Here is a 23,449-nt window from a genome sequence, read left to right on the forward strand (position 1 = left end):
TTTTTGAAATTTGGAGGCATTAACAACCCCTCATTTTCAGCGCGCAAATATACAACAAATTATAATAATATGAAAATCAAATAGTTAAATAATGTTAAAGAAAAACAATAGATAGTATTTATTAACTTATTTTTGTTAACAAACTGTAAAACAAACAGTTATCTATTTACTCCATTTTCATTTACCCAACGAACATATGCCTTTTTATTTTGATTGTGTTGCGAAAGTGTTTTTGCAAACTTGTGATAACCGAAATTTGTTACGTCTGCAACAAAATAAAAGTAGTCATGCTTCTCATAATTTAGTACTCCATCGATTGCAGATATATCTGGCATGAAAATAGGCCCTGGAGGAACACCAGTAAATTTATAGGTATTGTATTTTGAATCTATTTCCAAGTCTCTATACAATACTCTTTTAATTACTTGATTAAAATCATTTTCAGCTAGTTTCTTGGCATAGATTACAGTAGGGTCTGCTTGTAATGGCATTCCCTTATTAATTCTATTAATATAAACGCCCGCAACTCGAGGTCGTTCTTCTACTTTAGCCGTTTCTTTTTGAACAATGGATGCTAATGCCATTACTTGGTCTCTTGATAAGCCTACTGCATTGGCTTTATTGTTTCGGTCTATGTTCCAAAAACGATTGTACTCAGTTAACATTTTATCTCGAAAAGCTTCTGGTGAAGTATTCCAATATACCTCATAACTATTAGGGATGTACATCCCGAGTGCTGTTTGTGGCGTAAACCCTGATTTTTTCAAAAAAACAGAGTCTCTCATAGCTTGTAAAAATGACAAACTATCTGCATCTAGCTGTTTAGACAAGTGTCCAGCCAAATTCTCAAGGCGTTCTTGGTTATTGTATTTTACAAGTACAGGAATATTTTTACTACGAATGGTATTAACAATATCGTTATTATTCATTCCTTTTTTTATAATAAAGTGCCCTGGTTTTATATTGTTGTGATATTCTTTTTTTCTAGCAACAGTTTCAAATGCAGAAATATCTTCTAATAAAGGTGCTAAATCTTGCAAAACTTCACTAAAGTTGGCATTTGTCGATATATATACATGTGCCTCTTCATTATTAAAAGCAGTATTAGGGCTAAATATAGTTTGGTAGATAAACCAAGAAAATACTGCCATAGCCACTACTCCAAGTAATAAAATAGTAACTAATATTTTTTTAATGTACGAACTCATAATATGGTTAACTAAGTTTTATTCTGAAATTAATTGATACAAGAATACATCTTTATATTCACCCTTGGTTGCTAACCAATCTTTTTTAACGCCATACTTTTTAAAGCCTAACTTTTCAAATAAGCCAATGCTTGCAATATTACTATCTGTGATTGTAGCATGCACTTGATGTACTAATAATTGATTAAATACATAATCAATTACTAAAGATAGCGATTCAGCAGCATACCCTTTTTGTTTATTTTCTTCTGAAGCTATAATAATTCCTACTCCTACTCGCCTATTTTTAGGATCAAAGTCAAACAAATCAATAAACCCAATTGTTTCTGAAGTAATAATAGAAACAATAACTAAACGTAATTGTTTTACTTCATAAATGTCTTTATGAGAGTTTGCTAGGTAATCTTTTAATACAAACTTAGAATAGGGAGTTAAAGTAGAGCTAACTTCCCAAATAGTTGAGTCGTTTTCTAATTTATAAAGAAAAGACAAGTCTTCAGGCTCTAAGGCTCGTAGTAATATGTTTTCAGTTTGTAACATTATATATTTAGTACTCCTTCAAAAACTTGAGTTGCAAGACCAATAAGGTAAATATTAGAATATCCCGCTTCAGATTTTGTAAAGGACACTTTTAAAACTCCTCCAGGCGTATTTAATTGTATTTGACTACTATTTGCTAATCCCTTTTTATAAACTGCTAATGCTACTGCAGTTACTCCGGTCCCACATGAAAGAGTTTCATCTTCTACTCCTCGTTCATAGGTTCTAACTGAAAAAATGTCATTTCCTAAAGGAGTAACAAAGTTTACATTAGCTCCTTCCCTACCATATACCTCATTTCTAATTTTTCTTCCTTCGCCAAAAACATCATATTGGGTAACATTTTCAACTAATTGGACATGATGTGGAGATCCTGTATCGAGAAATACATACGAATCATTTTCTGTAATTGTTGAAACGTCATTCATTTTTAAAGATACCGTTGCATTTTCTATTGTAGCCTCATGAACTCCATCTATAGCTTCAAAAGTGGTACTCTTATTAATAATGCCAAGGTAATTAGCAAAATGCACAATACATCTACCTCCATTACCACACATACTACTTAAGTTACCATCTGCATTGTAGTAAACCATAGTAAAATCAAAGTTATCATTATTCTCTAATAAGATAAACCCATCTGCCCCTATGCCAAATTTTCGGTTACAGAGTTGTTCTACTAGTTTGGTATCGTTTTTGGGGAATTTTAATTGACGATTATCGACTAATACAAAGTCATTACCCGTTCCTTGATATTTATAAAAAGATAATTTCACAACAGCAAAGATACCAAAAGCCTGTTTGGCTATCAACTAAATAATGCTGTTAAATGGACGTTAAAGTGTGAAACTTTGTATACTAATTCTCGTCTTAAAAGTGTTAATACTAATGAATTAAAATTTGAAGACCATGAAGCAAAACATCAAGTTAGTTATTGTAGCACTTATTGCAAGTGCAGTAACATTAGGAGGATACTCGCTGTTATCTAACAAAAACAGCCAAACTGCTTTTATTCCTCAACAAGAAGAAAACTCATTTATACCTACAAATTATTCAAGTAAAATGGTAGCGGCTAACGCTGGTATTGATTTTACTGAAGCTGCAGATAAAACAGTACATGCCGTTGTACACGTAAAAAATACAACTATAAGCAAGCAACCTTCTAATATCATGGAGTTTTTCTATGGAGGTGGCACCCCTAGAGCCATGGTAGGAGCAGGAAGTGGAGTTATCATCTCTCCAGATGGGTACATTATAACAAATAATCATGTTATTGAGAATGCATCAGAATTAGAAGTAGCTCTCAATGACAATAGAATTTTTAAAGCAGAATTAATAGGAACAGACCCTAAAACAGATATCGCTTTAATAAAAATAGATGCAGATGAAAAATTACCCTTCGTACCTTTTGGAGATTCAAACAATATAAAAATTGGAGAATGGGTATTAGCTGTTGGTAATCCATTTAATTTAACCTCAACTGTGACTGCAGGTATAATTAGCGCAAAAGCTAGAGATCTAAATGAGTTCGACGGAAATCCACAATCTTTTATTCAAACCGATGCTGCAGTTAATAGAGGAAATAGTGGTGGCGCTTTAGTTAATACAAGAGGAGAGTTAGTAGGGATTAATACAGCCATTACTAGTGAGACAGGGTCTTACGTAGGATACTCATTTGCAGTACCTTCCAACAATGCCAGAAAGGTAATTGAAGACATCATGGAGTTTGGAAATGTGCAGCGTGTTATTTTAGGTATTAGAGGAAGTAACCTTAACTCTAAAAATGCCGAAGAAATTGGAATTAATGAAACAGAAGGAGTTTATGTTGGAGGAGTTGAAAAAGGAAGTGGCGCAGATAAAAGTGGATTAAAAGAAGGGGATGTTATTAAACGAATAGATGGTTACAAAATTGGTAAATTCTCTGATCTTACTGGTTATCTAGGCTCTAAAAGACCTAATGATGTAGTTGAAGTTACTGTTTCTAGAGAAGGAAATACCAAAGTTATACCCGTAACATTATTCAAGTTAGAAACCTATCAAATTGAAGACTTAGGGCTAGAAGTAAAAAACACAAATAAAGAAGTCCTTAAGCAAAGAGGTGTTGAAAACGGTGTTGAAATCACACAAACCATCACCGAAGACATGAGTCGATACAACAGAAGCCTTCGTGGAGCCATTATTACTAAAATAAATGACAGGAAAGTCTCTACTATAGATGATGTAAAAAGCATCATGAATAATAGAAGCTACAACGACCCTATTAAGGTAACATTTATAGACAGCAATGGAGAACTAAACTCATTCATTTTCAGGTAATTGATTTTTCTCTGAACTTGACAACTGCTCTTTCAAAAGTTTTTGAAAGAGCAGTTTTTTTACACCAAAAAACAAACGAATACGATTGAAAATAATTACTTTTGCAAAAAATTTTAAACCAAGCCTTGCCTAGCAATGCAAAAAACAACACACCTATGAATTTTGATGACGTTTATGAAAAAGAACTGTCCTTTCAAACAGACCGCCGTAAAGCATCTGTAGAATTTATAAAAATTGTAAGTGACTTATGGTATGATAAGTCAATTGAGCTTGTTCTCTTTCGTAATCAATTAATTGATTGTAACGTAAGTGAAATTTTAAACTTGCATGAATATGCTGGCGAGTTTGTACAAAAACCAATTTCTATTTTTGATTCTGTAGAGATTGCACAAGCAATCCAAAAATTAGATTTACCACCAGCAAAGCTAGACATCGGTAAATTAACTTATGAGTACCATCTAGAGGACAATAAGTATAATGATGCAATGGCATTTATTAGCGATAAATTAAAAGACGCTAAAGCAAGCCAAGACATCACTCCTAAAGACATTGTACTTTATGGTTTTGGTCGCATTGGACGTTTATTAGCTAGAGAATTAATGACACGTACTGGCGGTGGTAATCAAATGCGATTGCGTGCAATTGTAACAAGAGGCGCTATTACAGAGAGTGTTTTAGAAAAAAGAGCTTCTTTATTACAATACGATTCGGTTCACGGAGATTTTCCTGGGACAGTACGAGCGGACTTTGAGAATAGTGCTTTAATAATTAACGGTACTACAGTTCATATTATTTCTGCCAATCAACCAGAAGATATAGACTATACACAGTATGGTATTGAAGATGCATTAGTTATTGATAATACAGGAGCCTTCAGAGATGATGAAGCATTAGCTAGACACTTAGTTCCTAATGGAGCATCAAAAGTGTTATTAACAGCACCTGGTAAGGGAGTGCCTAATATAGTACACGGTGTAAACCACAAAGACTACGACCCTGAAAAGGTAGATATCTTTTCTGCTGCATCTTGTACTACCAACGCTATAACTCCAGTTTTAAAAGCTATTGAAGACAGTTTTGGTGTAGTCCAAGGTCATTTAGAAACCATACACGCATATACAAATGACCAAAACTTGGTTGACAATATGCATAAAAAATATAGACGTGGTCGTGCAGCTGCCTTAAATATGGTAATTACTGAAACCGGAGCAGGAAAAGCTGTGTCTAAAGCTTTACCAACTTTTGAAGGTAAACTAACATCAAACGCTATTAGAGTTCCTGTACCTAATGGATCTCTAGCTATTTTAAAACTAGAGTTAGAAGCAAAAACATCAGTAGATGGATTAAACACTACTATGAAAAAATATGCTCTTGAAGGAGATCTTGTGGAACAAATAAAGTATTCCATTAATAATGAATTAGTATCAAGCGATATTGTAGGTTCTTCTGCTCCATCAATTTTTGATAGCAATGCAACAATTGTTGCTGGTGATAACAAAAATGTTGTGCTATATGTATGGTATGATAATGAGTATGGCTATAGCCACCAAGTAATAAGACTTGCTAAATACATAAGTAAAGTAAGAAGGTTTACTTATTATTAATAGTAATTAAGATAAATAATTAATAAACCCTTTTCATATGAAAAGGGTTTTCTTTTAAAAAAACAGGTATGAAAGTCATTCAAGCCTCTTCAGAAAACTTAAACCAACTGGTTCCATTATTTGATGGATATAGAGCTTTCTATAAGCAACCTTCAAACATTGAAGCTGCTCGTACTTTTTTAACTGAACGTTTCAGCAAAAAAGACTCTATAATATTTATTGCTCTAGACGAAAATGAGAACGGACTCGGCTTTACTCAGTTATACCCTAGCTTTTCTTCAGTAAAAATGCAACGCACGTATATTTTGAATGATTTATATGTTTTAGAAAAAGCAAGAGGAAAAGGTATTGGAGAAGCATTAATGAATAAAGCTAAAGAATTTGCAATAGCAAATCACAGTCGTGGGCTTACACTAGAAACAGACTATGACAATCCTGCACAAAAACTTTATGAACGATTAGGCTGGAAAAGAGACAATAAAGTTTTTCACTATACATGGGAAATTAAGTAAGCTAATTTTCAGTAAATTTACGTGTAAACAAATAGTGTATTATGGATCATCTTACAAAAATGGAAGAAATGCTGGATCAGGCAAACCTTCAAATAAAAAATGGAAAATATGAAGATGCCTCAAACATCTTAGAAAAAATGATTGAAATAGACCCAGATTTTGGTAAGACATATAACCATCTGGGGTACTTGTACGAAGTAAAATTTAAAGAATTTGAAAAAGGTGAGACACTCTATAAACTTTGTCTAGAAAAAAGCCCAATGTACCCAGCTATTTATTATAATTATGCTGTACTGCTTTCTACCCTAAACAAATATGATGAACTGAAAGAGCTTTTAGATACAGCTATAAACATCCCTGGTATTAGGAAATCTACCATTTTTAATGAATATGCTATTATGTATGAACAACAAGGTAAACTAGAGGAAGCAATAGAGCACTACAAAAAAGCTGGAAGAAACTCCATAGATAAGTCTGTTGTAGATAGAGCAAAAAGCTCTATAGAAAGGTGTAAGTCTAAAAAAGATTTATTTTAATGCGAATAGACATTATAACAGTACTACCCGAATTACTCAAAAGTCCTTTTGAGGCCTCTATATTAAAAAGAGCCATAGAAAAAGGGCTAGTAGAAATACATATGCATAATCTAAGAGAATATGCCAACAATAAGTATAGGCAAATTGACGATTATCAGTTTGGTGGTGGAGCAGGAATGGTAATGATGGTAGAGCCTATAGATAAATGTATTTCTAAATTAAAAAGTGAAAGAGACTACGATGAAGTGATTTACATGACACCAGATGGTGTTACTTTAAATCAAGGTATTGCAAATACAATCTCTACTAAAGAAAACATCATTATCCTATGTGGACATTATAAAGGAGTAGACCAACGTGTTCGCGATCACTTTATAACTAGAGAACTATCTATTGGCGACTATGTATTAAGTGGTGGAGAGTTAGGAGCAGCTGTTCTATGTGATACAGTAATACGATTACTACCTGGTGTATTAGGAGATGAAACAAGTGCCTTAACTGATAGTTTTCAGGATGATTTATTAGCACCGCCTATATATACAAGACCTTCTGAATATAAAGGCTGGAAAGTCCCAGAAATTCTATTAAGTGGTCATAAAAAGAACATTGAAATATGGCGTGAAGAGCAAGCTATTGAACGTACCAAAAAAAGGAGACCAGATTTATTGGAGTAAAAATGCACCTCTTAAAGCGCGAATCTATTGTAGTCCCAGAACAGAAATCTAACATTAGACTTTCTGATATTCCAGCAGGCACATTTTCTACAATACATTCTAGAAAAGGATTTAAAAAAGCAATTAAAAATGGCTTGGTAACCCTCAATGGAGAAAAGGCTTATACTTCAGATTTTATAAAAGGTGGAGAATGTGTTACCATTTTTCAGGATACTTCGATATCAAAAAAACCAACCATAGATTTACCCTTAAATATACTCTATGAGGACAACTTCTTAGCAGTTATATATAAACCAGCAGGCTTGGTTGTAAGCGGGAACAAAAAGTTTACTATTGAGAATGCTTTACCAAAGGCTTTAAAGCTTAGCTCTCAAAAAGATGCTTTAAAAAGACCAGAGCCTATTCATAGATTAGACTACCCAACTAGCGGCTGTTTACTAATTGGTAAAACAAGTAGTATAGTAATTCAGCTTAATAAACTGTTTGAAAATAAAAAAATTGATAAAGTTTATCATGCGGTAACAATTCACAACCTTCCTAAACTTGGAACTATAAATACTACGATTGGAGGTAAAGAAAGTTATACTGAGTTTGAATGTTTAGAAACAAAAAAGTCCAACAAGTATAATAGTCTAAACCTGGTAAGGATTGTGCCTAAAACCGGTAGAAAGCATCAAATAAGAAAACACCTATCTGGCATTGGCTCGCCAATTTTAGGTGACAATCAATATGGAATAGAAGGAAAAAAAGGGCTTGGAAATGGGTTGTATCTTCATGCTTCAAGTCTAGCATTTAATCATCCAATAACTTCACAGAAAGTTTTAATTGAGACAAATTTGCCAAAAAAGTTTTCTACACTATTCAAAAACATGGAAAAACAATAAAAAAGATTGTCACACTCATAAAATTGTTTATTTTTGCAATCGATTTTACCCCAACCTCTGGCGATACCCGTGTATGTTGTTGTAAATAAAACTTTTAAAAAAGAAACAATGGAGTCGTTAGTTAAATTTGTACAAGACGAATTTGTAACAAAAAAAGAATTTCCAAAATTTAGTGCGGGTGATACTATTACCGTGTACTATGAAATCCGTGAAGGTGATAAAACTAGAACACAGTTTTTCAGAGGGGTTGTAATACAACTTAGAGGAACTGGAACATCACAAACTTTTACTATTAGAAAAATGTCTGGTACTGTAGGTGTAGAGCGTATCTTCCCAATTAACTTACCAACAATACAAAAAATTGAAATCAATAAGACAGGTAGTGTTCGTAGAAAACGTATTTACTATTTTAGAGGTCTTACTGGTAAGAAAGCAAGAATTAGAGAGAAAAAACAATAATATATTTCTCAAGATAACTTTTAAAAAGCAACTCAATTTGAGTTGCTTTTTTTGTTATAAACAATTGTTAATAAGCTAGGTTTATAAGTTGTTCATATATAAGCAATTAAAAAAGTTGTTTTATTAGATTTCTATACTACATTAGCACTATCGATAGTGATGTAAAAGTCATGTGAGATAAATAAAGTAACGTTCTTTATAGACTTTTTTACATTTGTTAAGTACTAACGCTTTTATAGTTGTTAGTATAAATTAAAAAAGTTTGGGATTTGTTTTTTGCGAAGTAAAATAGCTTTTAGTTATGTACTCGATATATTAACAAGAATATCCCTAGAAATATATCACAACCGTGAGGGTTTAATAAACTCACTTTTAAATCGTAAAGATTGGTTGGCAAAGATATGTTTCACAAGAAGCCATAATTTTCGTAGCAATACAGAATTATGGCTTTTCTTTTTACATAAATATAACCCCCTTCCTCTTTTATAAAGGCACGTAAATCGTTATCTTTGCACTTCAATTTTTTTGACATAATTCACTATAAAAAGACACGCTAAATGAGTAAAATCGCTAAAATTATTTATACAAAAACAGATGAAGCACCTGCACTAGCAACCTATTCTTTTTTACCTATTGTAGAGGCATTTACAAACCCATCTAATATTGCCATTGAGACTAGAGATATCTCACTTGCAGGAAGAATTCTAGCAAACTTTCCTCAGTACTTAAAAGGGGAACAGCGTGTAAATGATGCACTAGCAGAACTTGGTGAACTTGCCAAAACTCCAGAAGCTAACATCATAAAATTACCTAACATTAGTGCATCAATTCCACAATTAACTGCGGCAATTAAAGAGCTACAAACCAAAGGGTTTGCAATCCCAGATTATCCAGAAGACCCACAAACAGAGGAAGAAAAAAACATTCAAGCTACTTATAACAAAATTAAAGGAAGTGCTGTTAATCCAGTACTTAGGGAAGGAAATAGTGATCGTAGAGCACCTAAAGCAGTAAAAAATTATGCAAAGAAAAACCCACATAGAATGGGTGCATGGGATAGCTCTTCTAAGTCACATGTAGCGACTATGAATGCAGGAGATTTTAGAAACAACGAACAATCTGTTACTATTTCTGAAGCAGGTTCAGTAAAAATTATTTTAAATGACAATGCAGGTAATGAAGTAGTGCTGAAAGAAAGTGTTCCTGTACTTAAAGGTGAAATAATTGATGCTACGTATATGAGTAAGAAAGCATTAATAACCTTTTTACAAGAACAAGTAAAAGATGCTAATGATAAAGGGATTTTGTTTTCATTACATATGAAAGCAACTATGATGAAAGTAAGTGATCCTATTATTTTTGGACATGCTGTTAGAGTGTATTTTGCTGAATTATTTGATAAGCACCATACAACTTTTGAAGAATTAGGAGTAGATGTAAATAATGGTTTTGGAGATTTAGTTTCAAAAATTGAAACACTTTCAGAAGACAAAAAGAGTGAAATTTTAAATGATATTGCTTCTATTATGGATTCTAATCCTGATTTAGCAATGGTGAATAGCGATAAAGGAATAACTAACTTACACGTACCAAGTGATGTAATTATTGACGCCTCTATGCCTGCAATGATTCGTACCTCTGGGCAAATGTGGAACAAAGACGGTAACCAACAAGACACAAAAGCAGTAATACCAGATAGTAGCTATGCAGCTTTATATCAAGCAACAATAGACTTTTGTAAAAAACATGGTGCATTTGACCCTACTACTATGGGTACAGTACCTAATGTAGGTTTAATGGCACAAAAAGCTGAAGAATATGGTTCTCACGATAAAACTTTTGAAATCCCCACAAGCGGTACAGTTAGTGTAATTGACCAAAACGGTACTACATTAATGCAACATACTGTTGAAGCTGGAGACATCTGGCGTATGTGTCAAGTTAAAGATTTACCTGTTCAAGATTGGGTAAAATTGGCTGTAACTAGAGCAAGAGCGACGGGTAGTCCAGCAGTATTTTGGTTAGATAAAAGCAGAGCACATGATGCAGAGCTTATTAAAAAGGTAGAAACATACTTAAAAGAACACAATACCGATGGGCTTGAAATTAAAATTCTTCCATTAGCAGATGCAACTACTTACACACTAAGTAGAGTAAAAGAAGGTAAAGACACTATCTCTGTTACTGGAAATGTTTTAAGAGATTATTTGACAGATTTATTTCCAATACTAGAGTTAGGTACAAGCGCAAAAATGTTATCTATAGTTCCTCTAATGAATGGAGGTGGGTTATTTGAAACTGGTGCTGGAGGATCCGCTCCAAAGCACGTACAACAGTTTATGAAAGAAGGCCATCTACGTTGGGATTCTTTAGGAGAGTTTTTGGCACTAGGTGTTTCTCTTGAACATTTAGGCGAAAAGTACGAGAACAATAATGCTATAATTATGGGAGAAGCTCTAGATGAAGCAACTGAAAAGTACTTAGAAAACAGTAAATCTCCTTCAAGGAAAGTTAATGAGCTAGACAATAGAGGAAGTCATTACTATCTTGCTATGTATTGGGCTCAAGCATTAGCAACTCAAGATAGAGATGAAGTTTTAAAAAATAGATTTATTCCTATTGCTGAAAAACTTCAGCAAGAAGAGGCAACTATCATTTCAGAATTAAATGCTGCACAAGGTAGCCCTGTTGATATTGGCGGATATTATGAACCAACCGAAGCATTAGCAAAACAACAAATGCGACCTAGCAAAACATTAAATACTATACTTTCAGAAATAAAGTAGAACAAACAAAATTTAAAAGCCTTTAGATAAAACTAAAGGCTTTTTTAGTACGTTGTTAGTACGTACATTTATAAAAAAATTGATTTTGAAAAATATAATTTGTTTCCTTCTTTTCTTCGGAAGTATACTAAGTTGGGGACAAGAAAAATTTACTGTAAGCGGTATTATCTCTGAAGCTGCAACTGGTGAAACCCTTATTGGAGTTAATGTTCTCATACCTTCGCTACAGACCGGAACTATTACCAATGAGTATGGTTATTATTCTATTACCTTACCAGAAGGAGAATACGAATTTTACATTAGTAACGTCGGTTTTGTTACACAACAATTTACCGTACAATTAGACAAAAACTTAAAAAAAGATATTAGCCTAACGGAAGACACTCAACAACTTAATGAGGTAGTTATTAAAGCTGATATAGAAAAGCTAAATATTAGAAAACCTCAAATGAGTGTGAACACACTTTCTATTAATACCATAAAAAAAATCCCTGTGGTATTGGGAGAAACAGATGTTATTAAGTCTATCACTTTACTTCCAGGAGTTACAAATGCTGGTGAAGGCGCTAGTGGTTTTAATGTTCGTGGAGGTGCCGCAGACCAAAATCTTATTTTACTTGATGAAGCAACGCTATATAATTCCTCTCATTTATTTGGTTTCTTTTCGGTATTTAATCCAGATGCTATTAAAGATGTAACATTATACAAAGGAGGCATTCCTGCTCGATACGGCGGACGTGTTTCTTCTGTATTAGACATATATCAAAAAGACGGTAATAAAAAACAGTTAAGAGCGCAAGGTGGAATAGGTGCTGTTGCAAGTAGGTTATTACTTGAAGGGCCTATAAAAAAAGATACCGCGTCTTTTCTAATTGGTGGTAGAAGTAGCTACGCACATTTATTTTTGCCTTTACTAGACAATGACAATGTTGCTTACTTTTATGATTTAAATACAAAACTAAGCTATAACCTTAACAAAAATAATAGGCTTTATTTATCTGGATATTTTGGCAGAGATGTCTTTACTATTGCCGATAGTTTTTCTAATAGTTTTGGTAATTCAACTTTTAATTTACGATGGAATCATCTGTTTTCAGATAAACTCTTTAGCAATCTTTCTTTAATTTATACAGATTATTTTTATGGATTAGAACTCTCCTTTGTAGAATTTGATTTTGATAGTGGCATAACAAACTTCAACTTAAAATATGATTTTACTCATTTCCTTTCAGATAATGTAGAACTTAGATATGGGTTAAATAGCATCTATTATAAATTTAACCCAGGAGATATAAATCCCACCACACCTACATCTGGAATAAACCCTTTTAAATTAACAGATAAATATGCTTTTGAGAATGCTGCTTACCTTGACACTGAGTTTGAACTTTCAGAAAAAATAGCAGTACAAGCTGGGCTTAGAATTTCTACTTTTAATAGATTAGGACAAGACGAACTAAACATTTACGAAAACAACAACCCGTTATTGTTTAATCAGGATTTAGAAATCTATCAAAAGGCAACACCCATTGATACTGTTTCATTTAAAAAAAGTGAAACTATGAAATCATTTGCAAATTTAGAACCCCGTTTTGCTATTTCCTATCAATTAAATGATGATGCATCTATAAAAGCCAGTTATAACAGAACAGCACAATACATTCATCTTATTAGTAATACCACCTCTCCTACTCCTTTTGATATTTATGCTCCTAGCGGAAAATATATTGAGCCGCAAGTAGCAGACCAAGTGGCTGTTGGCTATTTTAAGCGATTTGAAAACTATTCGCTTGAAGTAGAAAGCTTTTATAAGAAAGTACAAAATAGATTAGACTATGTTGATGATGCCGACCTTATTGCAAACAATGCAGTAGAGCAAATATTATTATCTGGAGAAGCAAGAGCCTACGGTCTAGAGGTTTTATTTAGAAAAACGGAAGGAAAGCTACAGGGTTGGGTAGCTTACACCTTGTCAAGAAGTGAACAACGAACACCTGGAAGAACTCCTTTAGAGACTGGTATTAATAATGGAGCTTGGTACAACTCTCCATGGGACAAAACACATGACATTAGTATTACTGGGCAATATGAGCTTAGTAATAAATGGTCTTTTAGTGCTAATTTTATTTATCAAACAGGACAACCTACTACATTCCCAAATGGGCAATACGAATATAACAATGTTGTAGTGCCTGTTTATGAAGCCAGAAATAGCAGTAGATTACCAGATTTTCATCATTTAGACATTGCAGCTACATGGACACCCAAACCAAACTCTACAAAACGATGGAAAAGCGAGTGGGTATTTAGTATTTACAATGTATATAATAGAATGAATGCAGCGTCTATCTCTTTTAGAGAAAATACAGACGTAAATAGAAATGAAGCAGTAAGACTATCCATTTTTGGTATTATTCCTTCGGTAACGTATAACTTTAAATTTTAACTATGAAGAAGTATGTGTTATTAGTTGTTTGCTTCTTATTTGTTTTTACTTCTTGTGAAGAAGCTATTGATGTTGATTTAAATGATAGTGAACCTAGATTAGTGGTAGAGGGTAGTTTTAATGTTTCTGAAATTGGAGAACAAACACAAGCTAGAGTTGAGCTTAGTCTTACAAAACCATTTTTTAACAATCAAGACACTTTTGTAAATAATGCTGAAGTTATTGTTATTGATGAAGATGGTGTAATAACAGAGTTGGATTTGTTCCAAAACGGAATCTATAATGCCCCATTAATTATTAATCCTGAAAAAGAATATACATTACAAATTAATTATAATGGAGAGCTTTATACTGCTACAGAACAGTTTAAACCAGTTGTCTCATTAGAATTTGTAGAGCAAGATGATAATGGTGGTTTTGATAATGAAAGCATTGAGCTTAAAGCCTTTTTTACAGACCCAGCACAAGAAGAAAACTTTTATTTATTTCAAGGTAGTTCGGATAAAGGCTTTATGGTAGACACTTTTAATGATGAGTTTTTTAATGGAAATCAAATTTTTGGCTTTTATTTTGTAGAAGATTTAGAGCCCGGAGATGAAGTTTTATTTTCGCTTTATGGAGTAGATGAACAGTTTTATAACTTTATGTTCACTCTACTACAGCAAAGCTCCGATCAGAGTGATGGCCCTTTTGAGACACAACCAGCAACTGTACGTGGAAACATTGTAAATCAAACCAATCCTGAGAATTTTCCATTAGGTTATTTTAGAATTTCACAAATTTCGACACTTCAATACACCATAGAATAAAACTAGTCTTTTGTATCTTTAGCCAATGAGTTTTACTAAAACAACTGAAAAAGATTCTCTTTACAATCATCTAGAAAAGATGGAAGTTTCAGAAATCTTACAACATATTAATACCGAAGATAAAACAGTACCACTTGCTGTTGAAAAAGCACTACCGCAAATAACTGCTTTAGCTAAAAAAGCTTCTGAAGTTCTTAAAAATGGAGGCAGGATTTTTTATATGGGAGCGGGAACTAGTGGAAGATTAGGTATTGTTGATGCAAGTGAATGCCCTCCTACTTTTGGGGTCTCTCATGATACGGTAATTGGGTTAATGGCAGGTGGCGATAGTGCTATTAGAAAAGCCGTTGAGTTTGCTGAAGATGATACCAAACAAGGGTGGAAAGACTTACAGAAGTCTAATGTTTCAAAAAAAGATTTAGTTATTGGTATTGCTGCTTCTGGTACTACACCCTATGTTATTGGTGCTCTAGAAACATGCAATAAAAATGAAATTATTACAGGTTGTATTACTTGTAATGAAGGAAGTCCACTCGCAAAAACTGCGCAACTCCCAGTTGTTGTTGTTGTCGGGCCAGAATTTGTAACTGGTAGTTCTAGAATGAAAGCTGGTACTGCTCAAAAGTTAGTATTAAATATGCTATCAACAACCGCTATGATTCAATTAGGAAAGGTAAAAGGGAACAAAATGGTGGATATGCAACTTAGCAATAACAAATTGGTTGACCGCGGTACTCGAATGGTAATGGAAGCATTAGATATAAAAGAAGATGAAGCCGAATTTTTACTAAAAAAACACGGAAGTGTAAGAAATGCCGTTAAAGCATACAATGAAAGAACCTAAACAAAAGTTTACTAACAAGAAGCTATTAGTAATGGGAATTAAAAGAATGGCTCTTTCAATTCCCCTATTAGTCCTTACTACCTATATTTTAACTTTTGCTTTTTTAAACAAAGAAACAATTCCTCTTTATGTGTTTCTCCCGTTGGGAATTATTGCAATGGCAGCAACTATTTATTTAATATTTAAGGGCTTAAAATTAATATTGAAAGCTATTTTCTAATTGTACACAATAGGTACTTGAACACATAACGTAGTTCCTGGATATTCCTTTTTTCAACATACAAATCCTTAATATGTAAAACAAATTAAACCTCTTTGACCATCTGTGTCCGAGTCCATAATTTAATGGGTATAAGGTAGATTATTGCAGATATTATATGTTTAAAAAGATGCTTTTCAGTAATTTTAGTATTATTTTATATCTATTCAATCCATTTTATGCGGTTACTTCCTATATTTTTTATTTTAAATATCTTATTAGGATATTCACAAGGAGATAATTCGTTTAGTTTTAAACAGCTTTCAGGCGATAATGAAGATATGCCGTCAGGAGCTCTTGGAATTACACAAGATAGTCTTGGTTTTATCTGGATGGCTAGTGTTAATGGTTTGAATAAATATGATGGTAAAGCCATTAAGTTTTTCCCTAAAAACTTTGTCAGCGAAAGTGATATTATAATTTATGATAAAAAAATATACACCGATCGGGAGAAAAACACCTGGATTATTACTGGTGAACGAATCATTGAAAAATTAAATAGTAAGGAAGAAACGTTTACAGCCGTTGGCAATATACCAATGCCTAAGGTATTGTACCAAAGTCAAAACCTTAATTACTTTGTAGGGACATCTAATAACGGGATTTTTAAAATAAACCATGTTACTAATGATACCATACAAATCCTCGAGAAGAAAGATATTCCTGTTAATGTCAATGAATTTGCAGAGTTTAAAAATATTGTTTGGGCGTCTACAACCTCTGGTATCTACAAAATAACACCAGATAATAAGTATATAAAATATAAAATTCCTATTGTAGATGAATCTCACACAACAGTTATTGGAGCTTCTGAGAACTATGGCGTTTTTGTAGGCACTTACTTAAACAGGGTTTTTAAATATAATGAGACTACTGATAAATTTCAGGTGTTTAATGGGTTTCCAAAGTACCCTTTACCAGAAAATTTATATATCCATAATTTAGTTTTTGATAGTAAAGACCGTTTATGGATTGGCTCTTATGGGCAAGGGTTATTTCTAGTTAATTTTAAGGAACAAAAAATTTTAAACTTCAAACAAGATAAACTAAACCCAAATACAATACCTTATGATTGCATCATAGCAATTTATGAAGATGCAACTAATAATATATGGATAGGAACAGATGGTGGTGGCCTTTGCTTGTACGATGAAAAACTTCAAAAGTTTAATGAGCTCACAAACGATAGAGTGCCCAATGATGTAAACCTAAGTCTTGTTAAGAGTGTTGATATTGATGATAATGGTGGTTTATGGATGGGTACACATAATTACGGTATCATTAATGTTGATAGTACTAAAAACAGGTTTAAGACTTATGATACTGAAAATTCAGGCTTAACCTCTAATAAAATTGCTTATCTGAAATTTATTGAAAGAGATTTATGGATTGCCAATGAAACACCAGAAATTCAGATTTTAAAACCAGATGGGAGTATTGATACATTTAATAGAAATTCTAAACCTAAGTTAGATGTTGGATACATTTATCACATTTTCCAAGATTCCGAAAAAAGGGTTTGGCTTTCCAGCTCAGATAGTGGGTTAATTCAATTTGATTCAGAAATTGGTATTGTAAAACAATATAGGTACAATGCAGAGGATATTAATTCTTTGTCTAGTGATTTAATATACTCAATTGCCGAAGATAGCAACAAGGGCATTTGGATAGGCACGAAATATAAGGGGCTGTGTAGAATTGACCAAAAAACGGATAAAATTAAACGATATCATGAGTTTGATGGTTTGGCCAGATATCTGTATATAGATTCTGAGGATATGATTTGGATTGCAACAAACACAGCGGGATTAATTAAATTCAATCCTAAAACAAGAGAAAAAGTTGTTTATGATAGATCTTCTGGAATAGCAGGCTCAACTATATGTGCAATTTTACCTGATGGTGATAATTTATGGTTAAGTTCTAATCAAGGGGTCACAAAATTCGATACCAAAACTTTAGAAGTCGAAAATTATGACCAATTAGATGGTTTGCAATCTGCTTATTTTGCAACAAGATCGGCAGTAAAAGATCAAAAACGCAATCTATTTTATTTTGGCGGCTCAAAAGGTATTAATTGGTTTAACCCTAATAATATTGAACAAAACACGTCACTAACAACTACAATAATAACTAAAGTAGAAGTAAATGAAAAAACACAATCTATTTTTAAACCAGCAACGTATCAACATCATGAGAATACGATAAATTTTACATTTAACAGCCTTCATTATTCGTCACCAAACAGAAATAACTTTAAATATAAACTTGTTAATTATGATGAAAACTGGCAAGAAGCTAAAACCATAAACTTTGTACGTTATACCAATCTACCACCTAATGATTATGAGTTTCAAGTCATTTCAAGCAATTATGATGATGTATGGAACGAAACTCCAGCCACTTACCATTTTACCATTTTAAAACCGTGGTACACAACAAACTTAGCATACATTATTTATGGTTTATTGATTATAGCATGTTTATATGTATTCTATAGGTATTTGCAATGGCGCCTGCAAATAAAGAATGAACTAGAGTTTGAACATAAGGAAGCTGAAAGACTCAAAAAACTTGATGAATTTAAAAATCGATTGTTCACAAACATTTCCCATGAATTTAGAACACCTTTAACCCTAATCTCTGGTCCAATAGAAAATCAACTATCAAAACCCGATCTAAAAAAGGAAGACAGAGAAGTTTTAACTATGGTAGAACGGAATGCGGGAAGGTTGTTGAATTTGGTCAATCAAATTTTAGACCTATCAAAATTAGAGACAGGTAATTTAAAACTCTCTGTTGCTCAGGAAAACCTTGAGTTGCTTTTAAAACAACTTGTTTCTCCTTTTAAGTTCAAGGCCAAAGAAAAACAAATAAATTTTACTTATAGCATTAGTAAAACCAATAATGTATGGTTTGATAAAGATGTGATTGAAAAGATTGTACTAAACCTGCTTTCTAACGCTTTAAAGTATGCGCCAGAAAACGGCTTTGTACGTTTTGAAGCGCTTATTCAAAAAGATCATTTGGTAATTAGTGTCACTAATAATGGTGTGATTTATTCCAAGGACGATCTTCAAAAATTATTTAATAGATATTATCAATCCGATAGGAAAAATGATGGTGCTGGTATTGGATTAGCATTAGTGAAGGAGCTTGCCATACTTTCTCGCGGTAATATTGTAGCAAACATGCTTAATAGAGACGAAATACAGTTTACGGTTACCTTGCCAGTAGAGCGTACTTATTTTAATTCCTCAGAAATAAGCTCCATCTCAGCCAAAGTAGCTGAAAATAAAAATGAGGAAATTAAAGGTGAATCGCCTATAGAATCTCAAAAGAATGTATCAAAAAATAAACCTATTTTATTATTGGTAGAAGATGACGATGATATTAGACTCTATGTAAAATCCATTTTTAAAAATAACTATAAGATAATTGAAGCGGTAAATGGAAAGCAAGGGATAGAAAAAGCATTTAAAACCATTCCGGATCTTATCATCAGTGATGTTATGATGCCCATAGAAGATGGAATCAGCCTGTGTAATACTTTAAAGCAGGACGAAAGAACAAGTCATGTCCCTATCATCCTGTTAACCGCTAAAAGCGAAAATGAACATGAAATAGAAGGGCTAAAAACTGGAGCCGATGACTACATCACAAAGCCTTTTAAAACGGAACGGTTGAAAATTAAAGTAGAAAAGCTTATGGAAAACCGAATAAAGCTTCAAAAACATTTTAGCAAAACCTTAAGTATAAATCCAGAACTGGCAATCACCTCCACAGAAGTGGAATTTTTAAAACGCTTACAAACTGTTTTGGATAAACATATTACAGATCCAGAATTTACGAGTGACCAATTTGTAAAGCTTATGCAAATAAGCCGCTCACAACTTCATAGAAAATTAAAAGCAATAACGAACATGACCACTAGTGAGTTTATTCGCTCTCAGCGTCTTAAACTTGCCAAAGAATTGCTTATAAAATCCGATGCCACTATATCGGAAATTGCTTATCAAGTGGGCTTCAATACTCCGTCCTACTTTATAAAGTGTTTTAAGGAAATTTATCACTTTACCCCAAATGAGTTTCAGTCTAAAGCCTTGTAATTAGGCTGCTCTCAACGCTTGAAACATATCTTCTATCCTTTGAAACATCTCTGGTATTCGAGGGTAATTCGTTCGTATACTTTTACTACAGCTAAAAACAATTTATTAATGAAGCGTATTGCTGAAAATCAAAATAAAGAGGATAAAATATACTTGAGTATAGATCATCTAAAAAAGGGGAAATATAAATTACAGATACTGCTGAATAATAAAGTTTTAAAATCGGTAAAAATTAGTAAATCAAAATAATAGTACAATGAAAGCTAAATCCTTATTATTTCTTATATCATTTCTCTTCTTTTATCAAGCTAATAATGCACAAATATTTGATAAAATAAAAAAGGTTAAAAATACAGTAGCCTCTACGATTTCATTAGACAAACTAAAAAGAGACCCAATAACAACTTCTTTTAAAGATGTAGATAAAACTAAATATCTTGAAGATAATTTTGGTAATGACGCTGTTTATAAAAATATCCATGATCAACCTTATACTTGGGAAAAAGGCTTCTATTTAACTCCTGGTTTCTATGAAGGCCATTTTCAATCGTTCTGTATTAAAGCTGGAACCTACACACCTCATAGTGGAAGTGGAAGGTTTTATGCTGAATTAAAAGGTCCTATGGCAGATATTTTTGAAGCCATTATTGAAGGGTATCAAAAATCACCATATTTAACACAAAAAGAAGTGCAATTACTTTTTTGGGCAATTGTTGCGAAAACCGACTTTCAAAAAATGAAGGGTCCAATAAAAATAACAGCTCTTAAGCTTTTAACACCAAAACAGATTGCTCGTTTGAGCAAAGGAGCATTAGAAAGTTATGTCACTTCAGAAATTAATAAAGTTGCTCGTAAAAATGAAACAATTCGAAGTATTCTTGATGCTGAAAACGAAATACGCAAAAAACTTTATCAAGGCATTGGTGATTATTCTGAATATGAAGAAATAGCCATGCGTGCAGGTATCGAACCTGTTGTAGAAGGTTTTGAGGTTGGGCGATGGACCAAGCATCCAAATGGATTTTTTATTCGATATAGACCAATTGGCTACAGTCAAACAGTTACCCAAATTTATGTACCAGAAAATATTGAAGCGTATCGACCAAAATCTGGTAAAGGTCCACAAGACTTAGAATACTACCCCATAGCATTAGGAAAATATTACAGTTCAAGGAATTCTATTGCAACCCCTGCAAACTCAAGTTCTCAACGCCTTATACAAACTGATATTGAACCAGGCACTACTGGCGGCACTACAGGGACGGGTGGTACAGAGGAGACTACTGACCCTACAGTTACAGATACTGGAAATACTGGTGGTTCGGGAAACGATGGTACAAATACGGGTGGAGATCCGAATGATGGTACAGGCACTAGTGGACAAGGAAACTCAGGAGATGCTGGCGGCACAGGCACAGGTACGAGTGGATCAAACTCTGGAGGAACACTACCCCAAAGCGATTATGAAACTAATCCTTTTAAATGTGAAGAGGTAATAAATCCCATAGCAGATAGGAGTATTAAATTAGAAATGATGAATCAAAATATACCAGGAGCGCTAGTTTGTGTTTTTAAAGGAGATTCAATAATCCACATGAAAGCTTATGGCAAAATGCGCTTAAACCATCCGCTAACACTAAACACAAAATTACAATGGGCATCTATATCGAAGTCTGTTACAGCTGTAGCGGCAATGCAAATGGTAGAAGAAGGCAGGTTAAAATTATCAGACAGACCCTCTCAACTTCTCTCCTACTGGCCCAACAGTGTTGAGGTTAAAGATCTAAATGGGAAAAAGCTCACCGAAGATCGCTACGCCAATATCACCTTACGTAATTTACTTAACAATAGTAGTGGAATACAGCATTATGGAAAAGGAAAAGATGATTCTCAAGTAACAACCTACAAAAACAAAACTGTACAATTTGCAAATAATGACGAGTACACACCATTAATCAATGGGGGATACAATGCAAAAAGTTCAGTATCACAATTTAACAAATCAGTTCTAGATTTCGACCCTGGAAAAGATTATCTGTATTCCTCCTATGGATTTAACTTAGCAGGTGCTATGATCGATTCTAAAATTCATTATGGATACGATAGTTGGGTGAAAAAGCATATCTCAGTTCGATTAGGTCTAAAGAATTTTGATGAGGCAAATGGGGCAAAGAACAGATATGGATATCAGGTTTTAGACGATGGAGTTTTCTCTAATTCACCACTTAATGATTATGACGATGTACTTCCATCAGGTGGTTGGGAATCTACTATTTGTGATTTAGCCACTTATACAAGAGCGCTCAGTAGAGGTGAACTCATTAAAGAAAAAGACGCCCTTTGGAAAAATAGCAATGTGTTTAGAGGATATGGATTTGGCTTAAATCGCGCTGGAACGGGTAATGATACTAGAGTATTCCATGGTGGCACCAATAAGGTAAGTAGAGCCTATTTATATTTTTTTCCTAGTGACCAAACTGGTATCGCAATATTAGCCCCTTTTACTCAAGCAGTCCTAGAAAGAATGGCTAGAAATCTAGTTGAAGATTTGAAAATTCGCCCCGGACTGTACAGTTCAGAAAAAGAACCAATGGATAAGTGTCGTAGGGGTATGAAAAACGGTAAAGATTTATTTATTGGTGTTTGGAGGAAAACTGGTAATGAACAAATTATTAGAACTGGACTGGAGTTAGCAGAGTTTCGAGATGAAATAAAAATTATGCGGGACTATGGTTACCACCTTGATGATTTTGAAATTCACATTACCGATGACCATAAACAAATCTACGATGGTGTATTTAAAAAAGGTAGAAAAGTTCAAGTTTTAGTTACTGGTAAAGGTTACGCTGAAATGAGACAAGAGGTTAATCGGTTTAGATCTCAAAACCTCGAAATCGTTGATGTAGAGTATGGCCTATTTGATCCTAGCTCTGACGATTTGATGCTCAATAGCTCATTAAATGCATTATTTGAAAAAGGTGCCCCCTTATCCACATTAGAGTCTTGGAAAACACAAAGTGAATTTTTGCAACTGGTAACAGACTACAAATCCAATAATCTAAAAATAATTGATGTAGAGGGACACCCAAATCTTGAACAGACTATATTCACAGGCCTTTTTGTAAAAGGGACGGGCAACATTTTATTGATTGAGACACCTACCAAATTTATGGAAGGAATTCAAGCAGGTAGTTACGCTTCTTACGGCAAATTACTAGACGTGGACATGTTTCTTCGGGGCGACAATCCCAAAGCACGTTTTGTTATAAGCATTTGGGAGCCTTCAAACACCGATATGCTCACTAGCTATGACACTGCTAAACAACCAGCACTTGATTTCTGCAGTTTTATGGATGTGCATGAAGACAATAGAAAAAACGGGTACGAACTAATCGATTTCGATCGAATCTATACCCATGTGAAGTAATAATAGTAAAACAACTCTAGAACGCTATAGATAAAT

At 33.4% G+C, this 23,449-nt stretch carries 17 protein-coding genes; 14 read left to right on the forward strand and 3 right to left on the reverse strand.

Annotated features, from left to right (window positions below):
- Positions 1–158: 158 nt before the first annotated feature.
- Genes mltG through dapF form a run of 3 tightly spaced genes read right to left on the reverse strand, consistent with a single transcriptional unit; the run spans position 159 to position 2,524 of the window.
- Positions 159–1,208, reverse strand: a complete 1,050-nt coding sequence (gene mltG / locus RM538_RS04125) for an endolytic transglycosylase MltG (RefSeq protein ID WP_311332127.1) — start codon at positions 1,206–1,208, stop codon at positions 159–161.
- A gap of 18 nt (positions 1,209–1,226) precedes the next feature.
- The gene (locus RM538_RS04130; protein WP_311332128.1) at positions 1,227–1,748 is read right to left on the reverse strand and encodes a GNAT family N-acetyltransferase; all 522 of its coding nucleotides are present in this window, start codon (positions 1,746–1,748) and stop codon (positions 1,227–1,229) included.
- A complete protein-coding gene (gene dapF, locus RM538_RS04135) occupies positions 1,748–2,524 on the reverse strand; it encodes a diaminopimelate epimerase (protein WP_311332129.1) in 777 nt (258 codons plus the stop codon). Before dapF ends, RM538_RS04130 begins: the two co-directional genes overlap by 1 nt.
- A 133-nt stretch (positions 2,525–2,657) precedes the next feature.
- Here dapF and RM538_RS04140 point away from each other — a divergent pair, with 133 nt between their 5' ends.
- The 14 genes from RM538_RS04140 (at position 2,658) to RM538_RS04205 (ending at position 23,413) form a co-directional block, all read left to right on the forward strand.
- On the forward strand, positions 2,658–4,064 hold the full coding sequence (locus RM538_RS04140) for a trypsin-like peptidase domain-containing protein (protein WP_311332130.1): 1,407 nt from the start codon (positions 2,658–2,660) through the stop codon (positions 4,062–4,064).
- A 155-nt stretch (positions 4,065–4,219) separates the two neighbouring features.
- The gene (locus RM538_RS04145) at positions 4,220–5,668 is read left to right on the forward strand and encodes a glyceraldehyde-3-phosphate dehydrogenase (RefSeq protein WP_311332161.1); all 1,449 of its coding nucleotides are present in this window, start codon (positions 4,220–4,222) and stop codon (positions 5,666–5,668) included.
- A gap of 68 nt (positions 5,669–5,736) precedes the next feature.
- Positions 5,737–6,180: a GNAT family N-acetyltransferase gene (locus RM538_RS04150; RefSeq protein ID WP_311332131.1), complete on the forward strand. Its 444-nt coding sequence runs from the start codon at positions 5,737–5,739 to the stop codon at positions 6,178–6,180.
- A gap of 41 nt (positions 6,181–6,221) precedes the next feature.
- Positions 6,222–6,716: a tetratricopeptide repeat protein gene (locus RM538_RS04155; RefSeq protein ID WP_311332132.1), complete on the forward strand. Its 495-nt coding sequence runs from the start codon at positions 6,222–6,224 to the stop codon at positions 6,714–6,716.
- On the forward strand, positions 6,716–7,390 hold the full coding sequence (trmD, locus tag RM538_RS04160; RefSeq protein WP_311332133.1) for a tRNA (guanosine(37)-N1)-methyltransferase TrmD: 675 nt from the start codon (positions 6,716–6,718) through the stop codon (positions 7,388–7,390). The genes RM538_RS04155 and trmD overlap by 1 nt, the downstream gene beginning before the upstream one ends.
- Before the next feature lie 2 nt (positions 7,391–7,392).
- Positions 7,393–8,274, forward strand: coding sequence for an RluA family pseudouridine synthase (locus RM538_RS04165; protein WP_311332134.1), 882 nt, complete (start codon positions 7,393–7,395; stop codon positions 8,272–8,274).
- 108 nt (positions 8,275–8,382) lie between these two features.
- Positions 8,383–8,733: a 50S ribosomal protein L19 gene (gene rplS, locus RM538_RS04170; protein WP_311332135.1), complete on the forward strand. Its 351-nt coding sequence runs from the start codon at positions 8,383–8,385 to the stop codon at positions 8,731–8,733.
- A gap of 557 nt (positions 8,734–9,290) precedes the next feature.
- Positions 9,291–11,519 carry an NADP-dependent isocitrate dehydrogenase gene (locus RM538_RS04175; protein ID WP_311332136.1) on the forward strand — a complete coding sequence of 743 codons (2,229 nt, stop codon included), beginning with the start codon at positions 9,291–9,293 and terminating at the stop codon, positions 11,517–11,519.
- 85 nt (positions 11,520–11,604) lie between these two features.
- Positions 11,605–13,965, forward strand: coding sequence for a TonB-dependent receptor (locus RM538_RS04180; RefSeq protein ID WP_311332137.1), 2,361 nt, complete (start codon positions 11,605–11,607; stop codon positions 13,963–13,965).
- A 2-nt stretch (positions 13,966–13,967) separates the two neighbouring features.
- On the forward strand, positions 13,968–14,774 hold the full coding sequence (locus RM538_RS04185) for a DUF4249 domain-containing protein (protein WP_311332138.1): 807 nt from the start codon (positions 13,968–13,970) through the stop codon (positions 14,772–14,774).
- Between the two features lie 25 nt (positions 14,775–14,799).
- Entirely contained in the window at positions 14,800–15,618 is an 819-nt protein-coding gene (gene murQ / locus RM538_RS04190; protein WP_311332139.1) for an N-acetylmuramic acid 6-phosphate etherase, read from the forward strand.
- Positions 15,605–15,838 (forward strand): DUF6095 family protein, encoded by a 234-nt coding sequence (locus tag RM538_RS04195; RefSeq protein ID WP_311332140.1) that lies wholly within the window; start codon positions 15,605–15,607, stop codon positions 15,836–15,838. The genes murQ and RM538_RS04195 overlap by 14 nt, the downstream gene beginning before the upstream one ends.
- A 218-nt stretch (positions 15,839–16,056) precedes the next feature.
- Positions 16,057–19,986 carry a hybrid sensor histidine kinase/response regulator transcription factor gene (locus RM538_RS04200; protein WP_311332141.1) on the forward strand — a complete coding sequence of 1,310 codons (3,930 nt, stop codon included), beginning with the start codon at positions 16,057–16,059 and terminating at the stop codon, positions 19,984–19,986.
- Positions 19,987–20,242: 256 nt separating this feature from the next.
- Entirely contained in the window at positions 20,243–23,413 is a 3,171-nt protein-coding gene (locus RM538_RS04205) for a serine hydrolase domain-containing protein (RefSeq protein WP_311332142.1), read from the forward strand.
- The last annotated feature ends 36 nt before the right edge of the window (positions 23,414–23,449 follow it).

Source organism: Patiriisocius hiemis (assembly GCF_031846325.1).
Lineage (GTDB): Bacteria > Bacteroidota > Bacteroidia > Flavobacteriales > Flavobacteriaceae > Patiriisocius_A > Patiriisocius_A hiemis.

What these genes read in the sequence shown, in the direction of transcription:
- RM538_RS04130 (WP_311332128.1), bottom strand. Translation starts at nt 1,748, where the DNA reads ATGTTACAAACTGAAAACATATTACTACGAGCCTTAGAGCCTGAAGAC.
- RM538_RS04185 (WP_311332138.1), top strand. Translation starts at nt 13,968, where the DNA reads ATGAAGAAGTATGTGTTATTAGTTGTTTGCTTCTTATTTGTTTTTACT.
- RM538_RS04205 (WP_311332142.1), top strand. Translation starts at nt 20,243, where the DNA reads ATGAAAGCTAAATCCTTATTATTTCTTATATCATTTCTCTTCTTTTAT.
- trmD (WP_311332133.1), top strand. Translation starts at nt 6,716, where the DNA reads ATGCGAATAGACATTATAACAGTACTACCCGAATTACTCAAAAGTCCT.
- RM538_RS04200 (WP_311332141.1), top strand. Translation starts at nt 16,057, where the DNA reads ATGCGGTTACTTCCTATATTTTTTATTTTAAATATCTTATTAGGATAT.
- RM538_RS04145 (WP_311332161.1), top strand. Translation starts at nt 4,220, where the DNA reads ATGAATTTTGATGACGTTTATGAAAAAGAACTGTCCTTTCAAACAGAC.
- murQ (WP_311332139.1), top strand. Translation starts at nt 14,800, where the DNA reads ATGAGTTTTACTAAAACAACTGAAAAAGATTCTCTTTACAATCATCTA.
- rplS (WP_311332135.1), top strand. Translation starts at nt 8,383, where the DNA reads ATGGAGTCGTTAGTTAAATTTGTACAAGACGAATTTGTAACAAAAAAA.
- RM538_RS04195 (WP_311332140.1), top strand. Translation starts at nt 15,605, where the DNA reads ATGAAAGAACCTAAACAAAAGTTTACTAACAAGAAGCTATTAGTAATG.
- RM538_RS04150 (WP_311332131.1), top strand. Translation starts at nt 5,737, where the DNA reads ATGAAAGTCATTCAAGCCTCTTCAGAAAACTTAAACCAACTGGTTCCA.
- mltG (WP_311332127.1), bottom strand. Translation starts at nt 1,208, where the DNA reads ATGAGTTCGTACATTAAAAAAATATTAGTTACTATTTTATTACTTGGA.
- RM538_RS04155 (WP_311332132.1), top strand. Translation starts at nt 6,222, where the DNA reads ATGGATCATCTTACAAAAATGGAAGAAATGCTGGATCAGGCAAACCTT.
- RM538_RS04175 (WP_311332136.1), top strand. Translation starts at nt 9,291, where the DNA reads ATGAGTAAAATCGCTAAAATTATTTATACAAAAACAGATGAAGCACCT.
- RM538_RS04140 (WP_311332130.1), top strand. Translation starts at nt 2,658, where the DNA reads ATGAAGCAAAACATCAAGTTAGTTATTGTAGCACTTATTGCAAGTGCA.
- RM538_RS04165 (WP_311332134.1), top strand. Translation starts at nt 7,393, where the DNA reads ATGCACCTCTTAAAGCGCGAATCTATTGTAGTCCCAGAACAGAAATCT.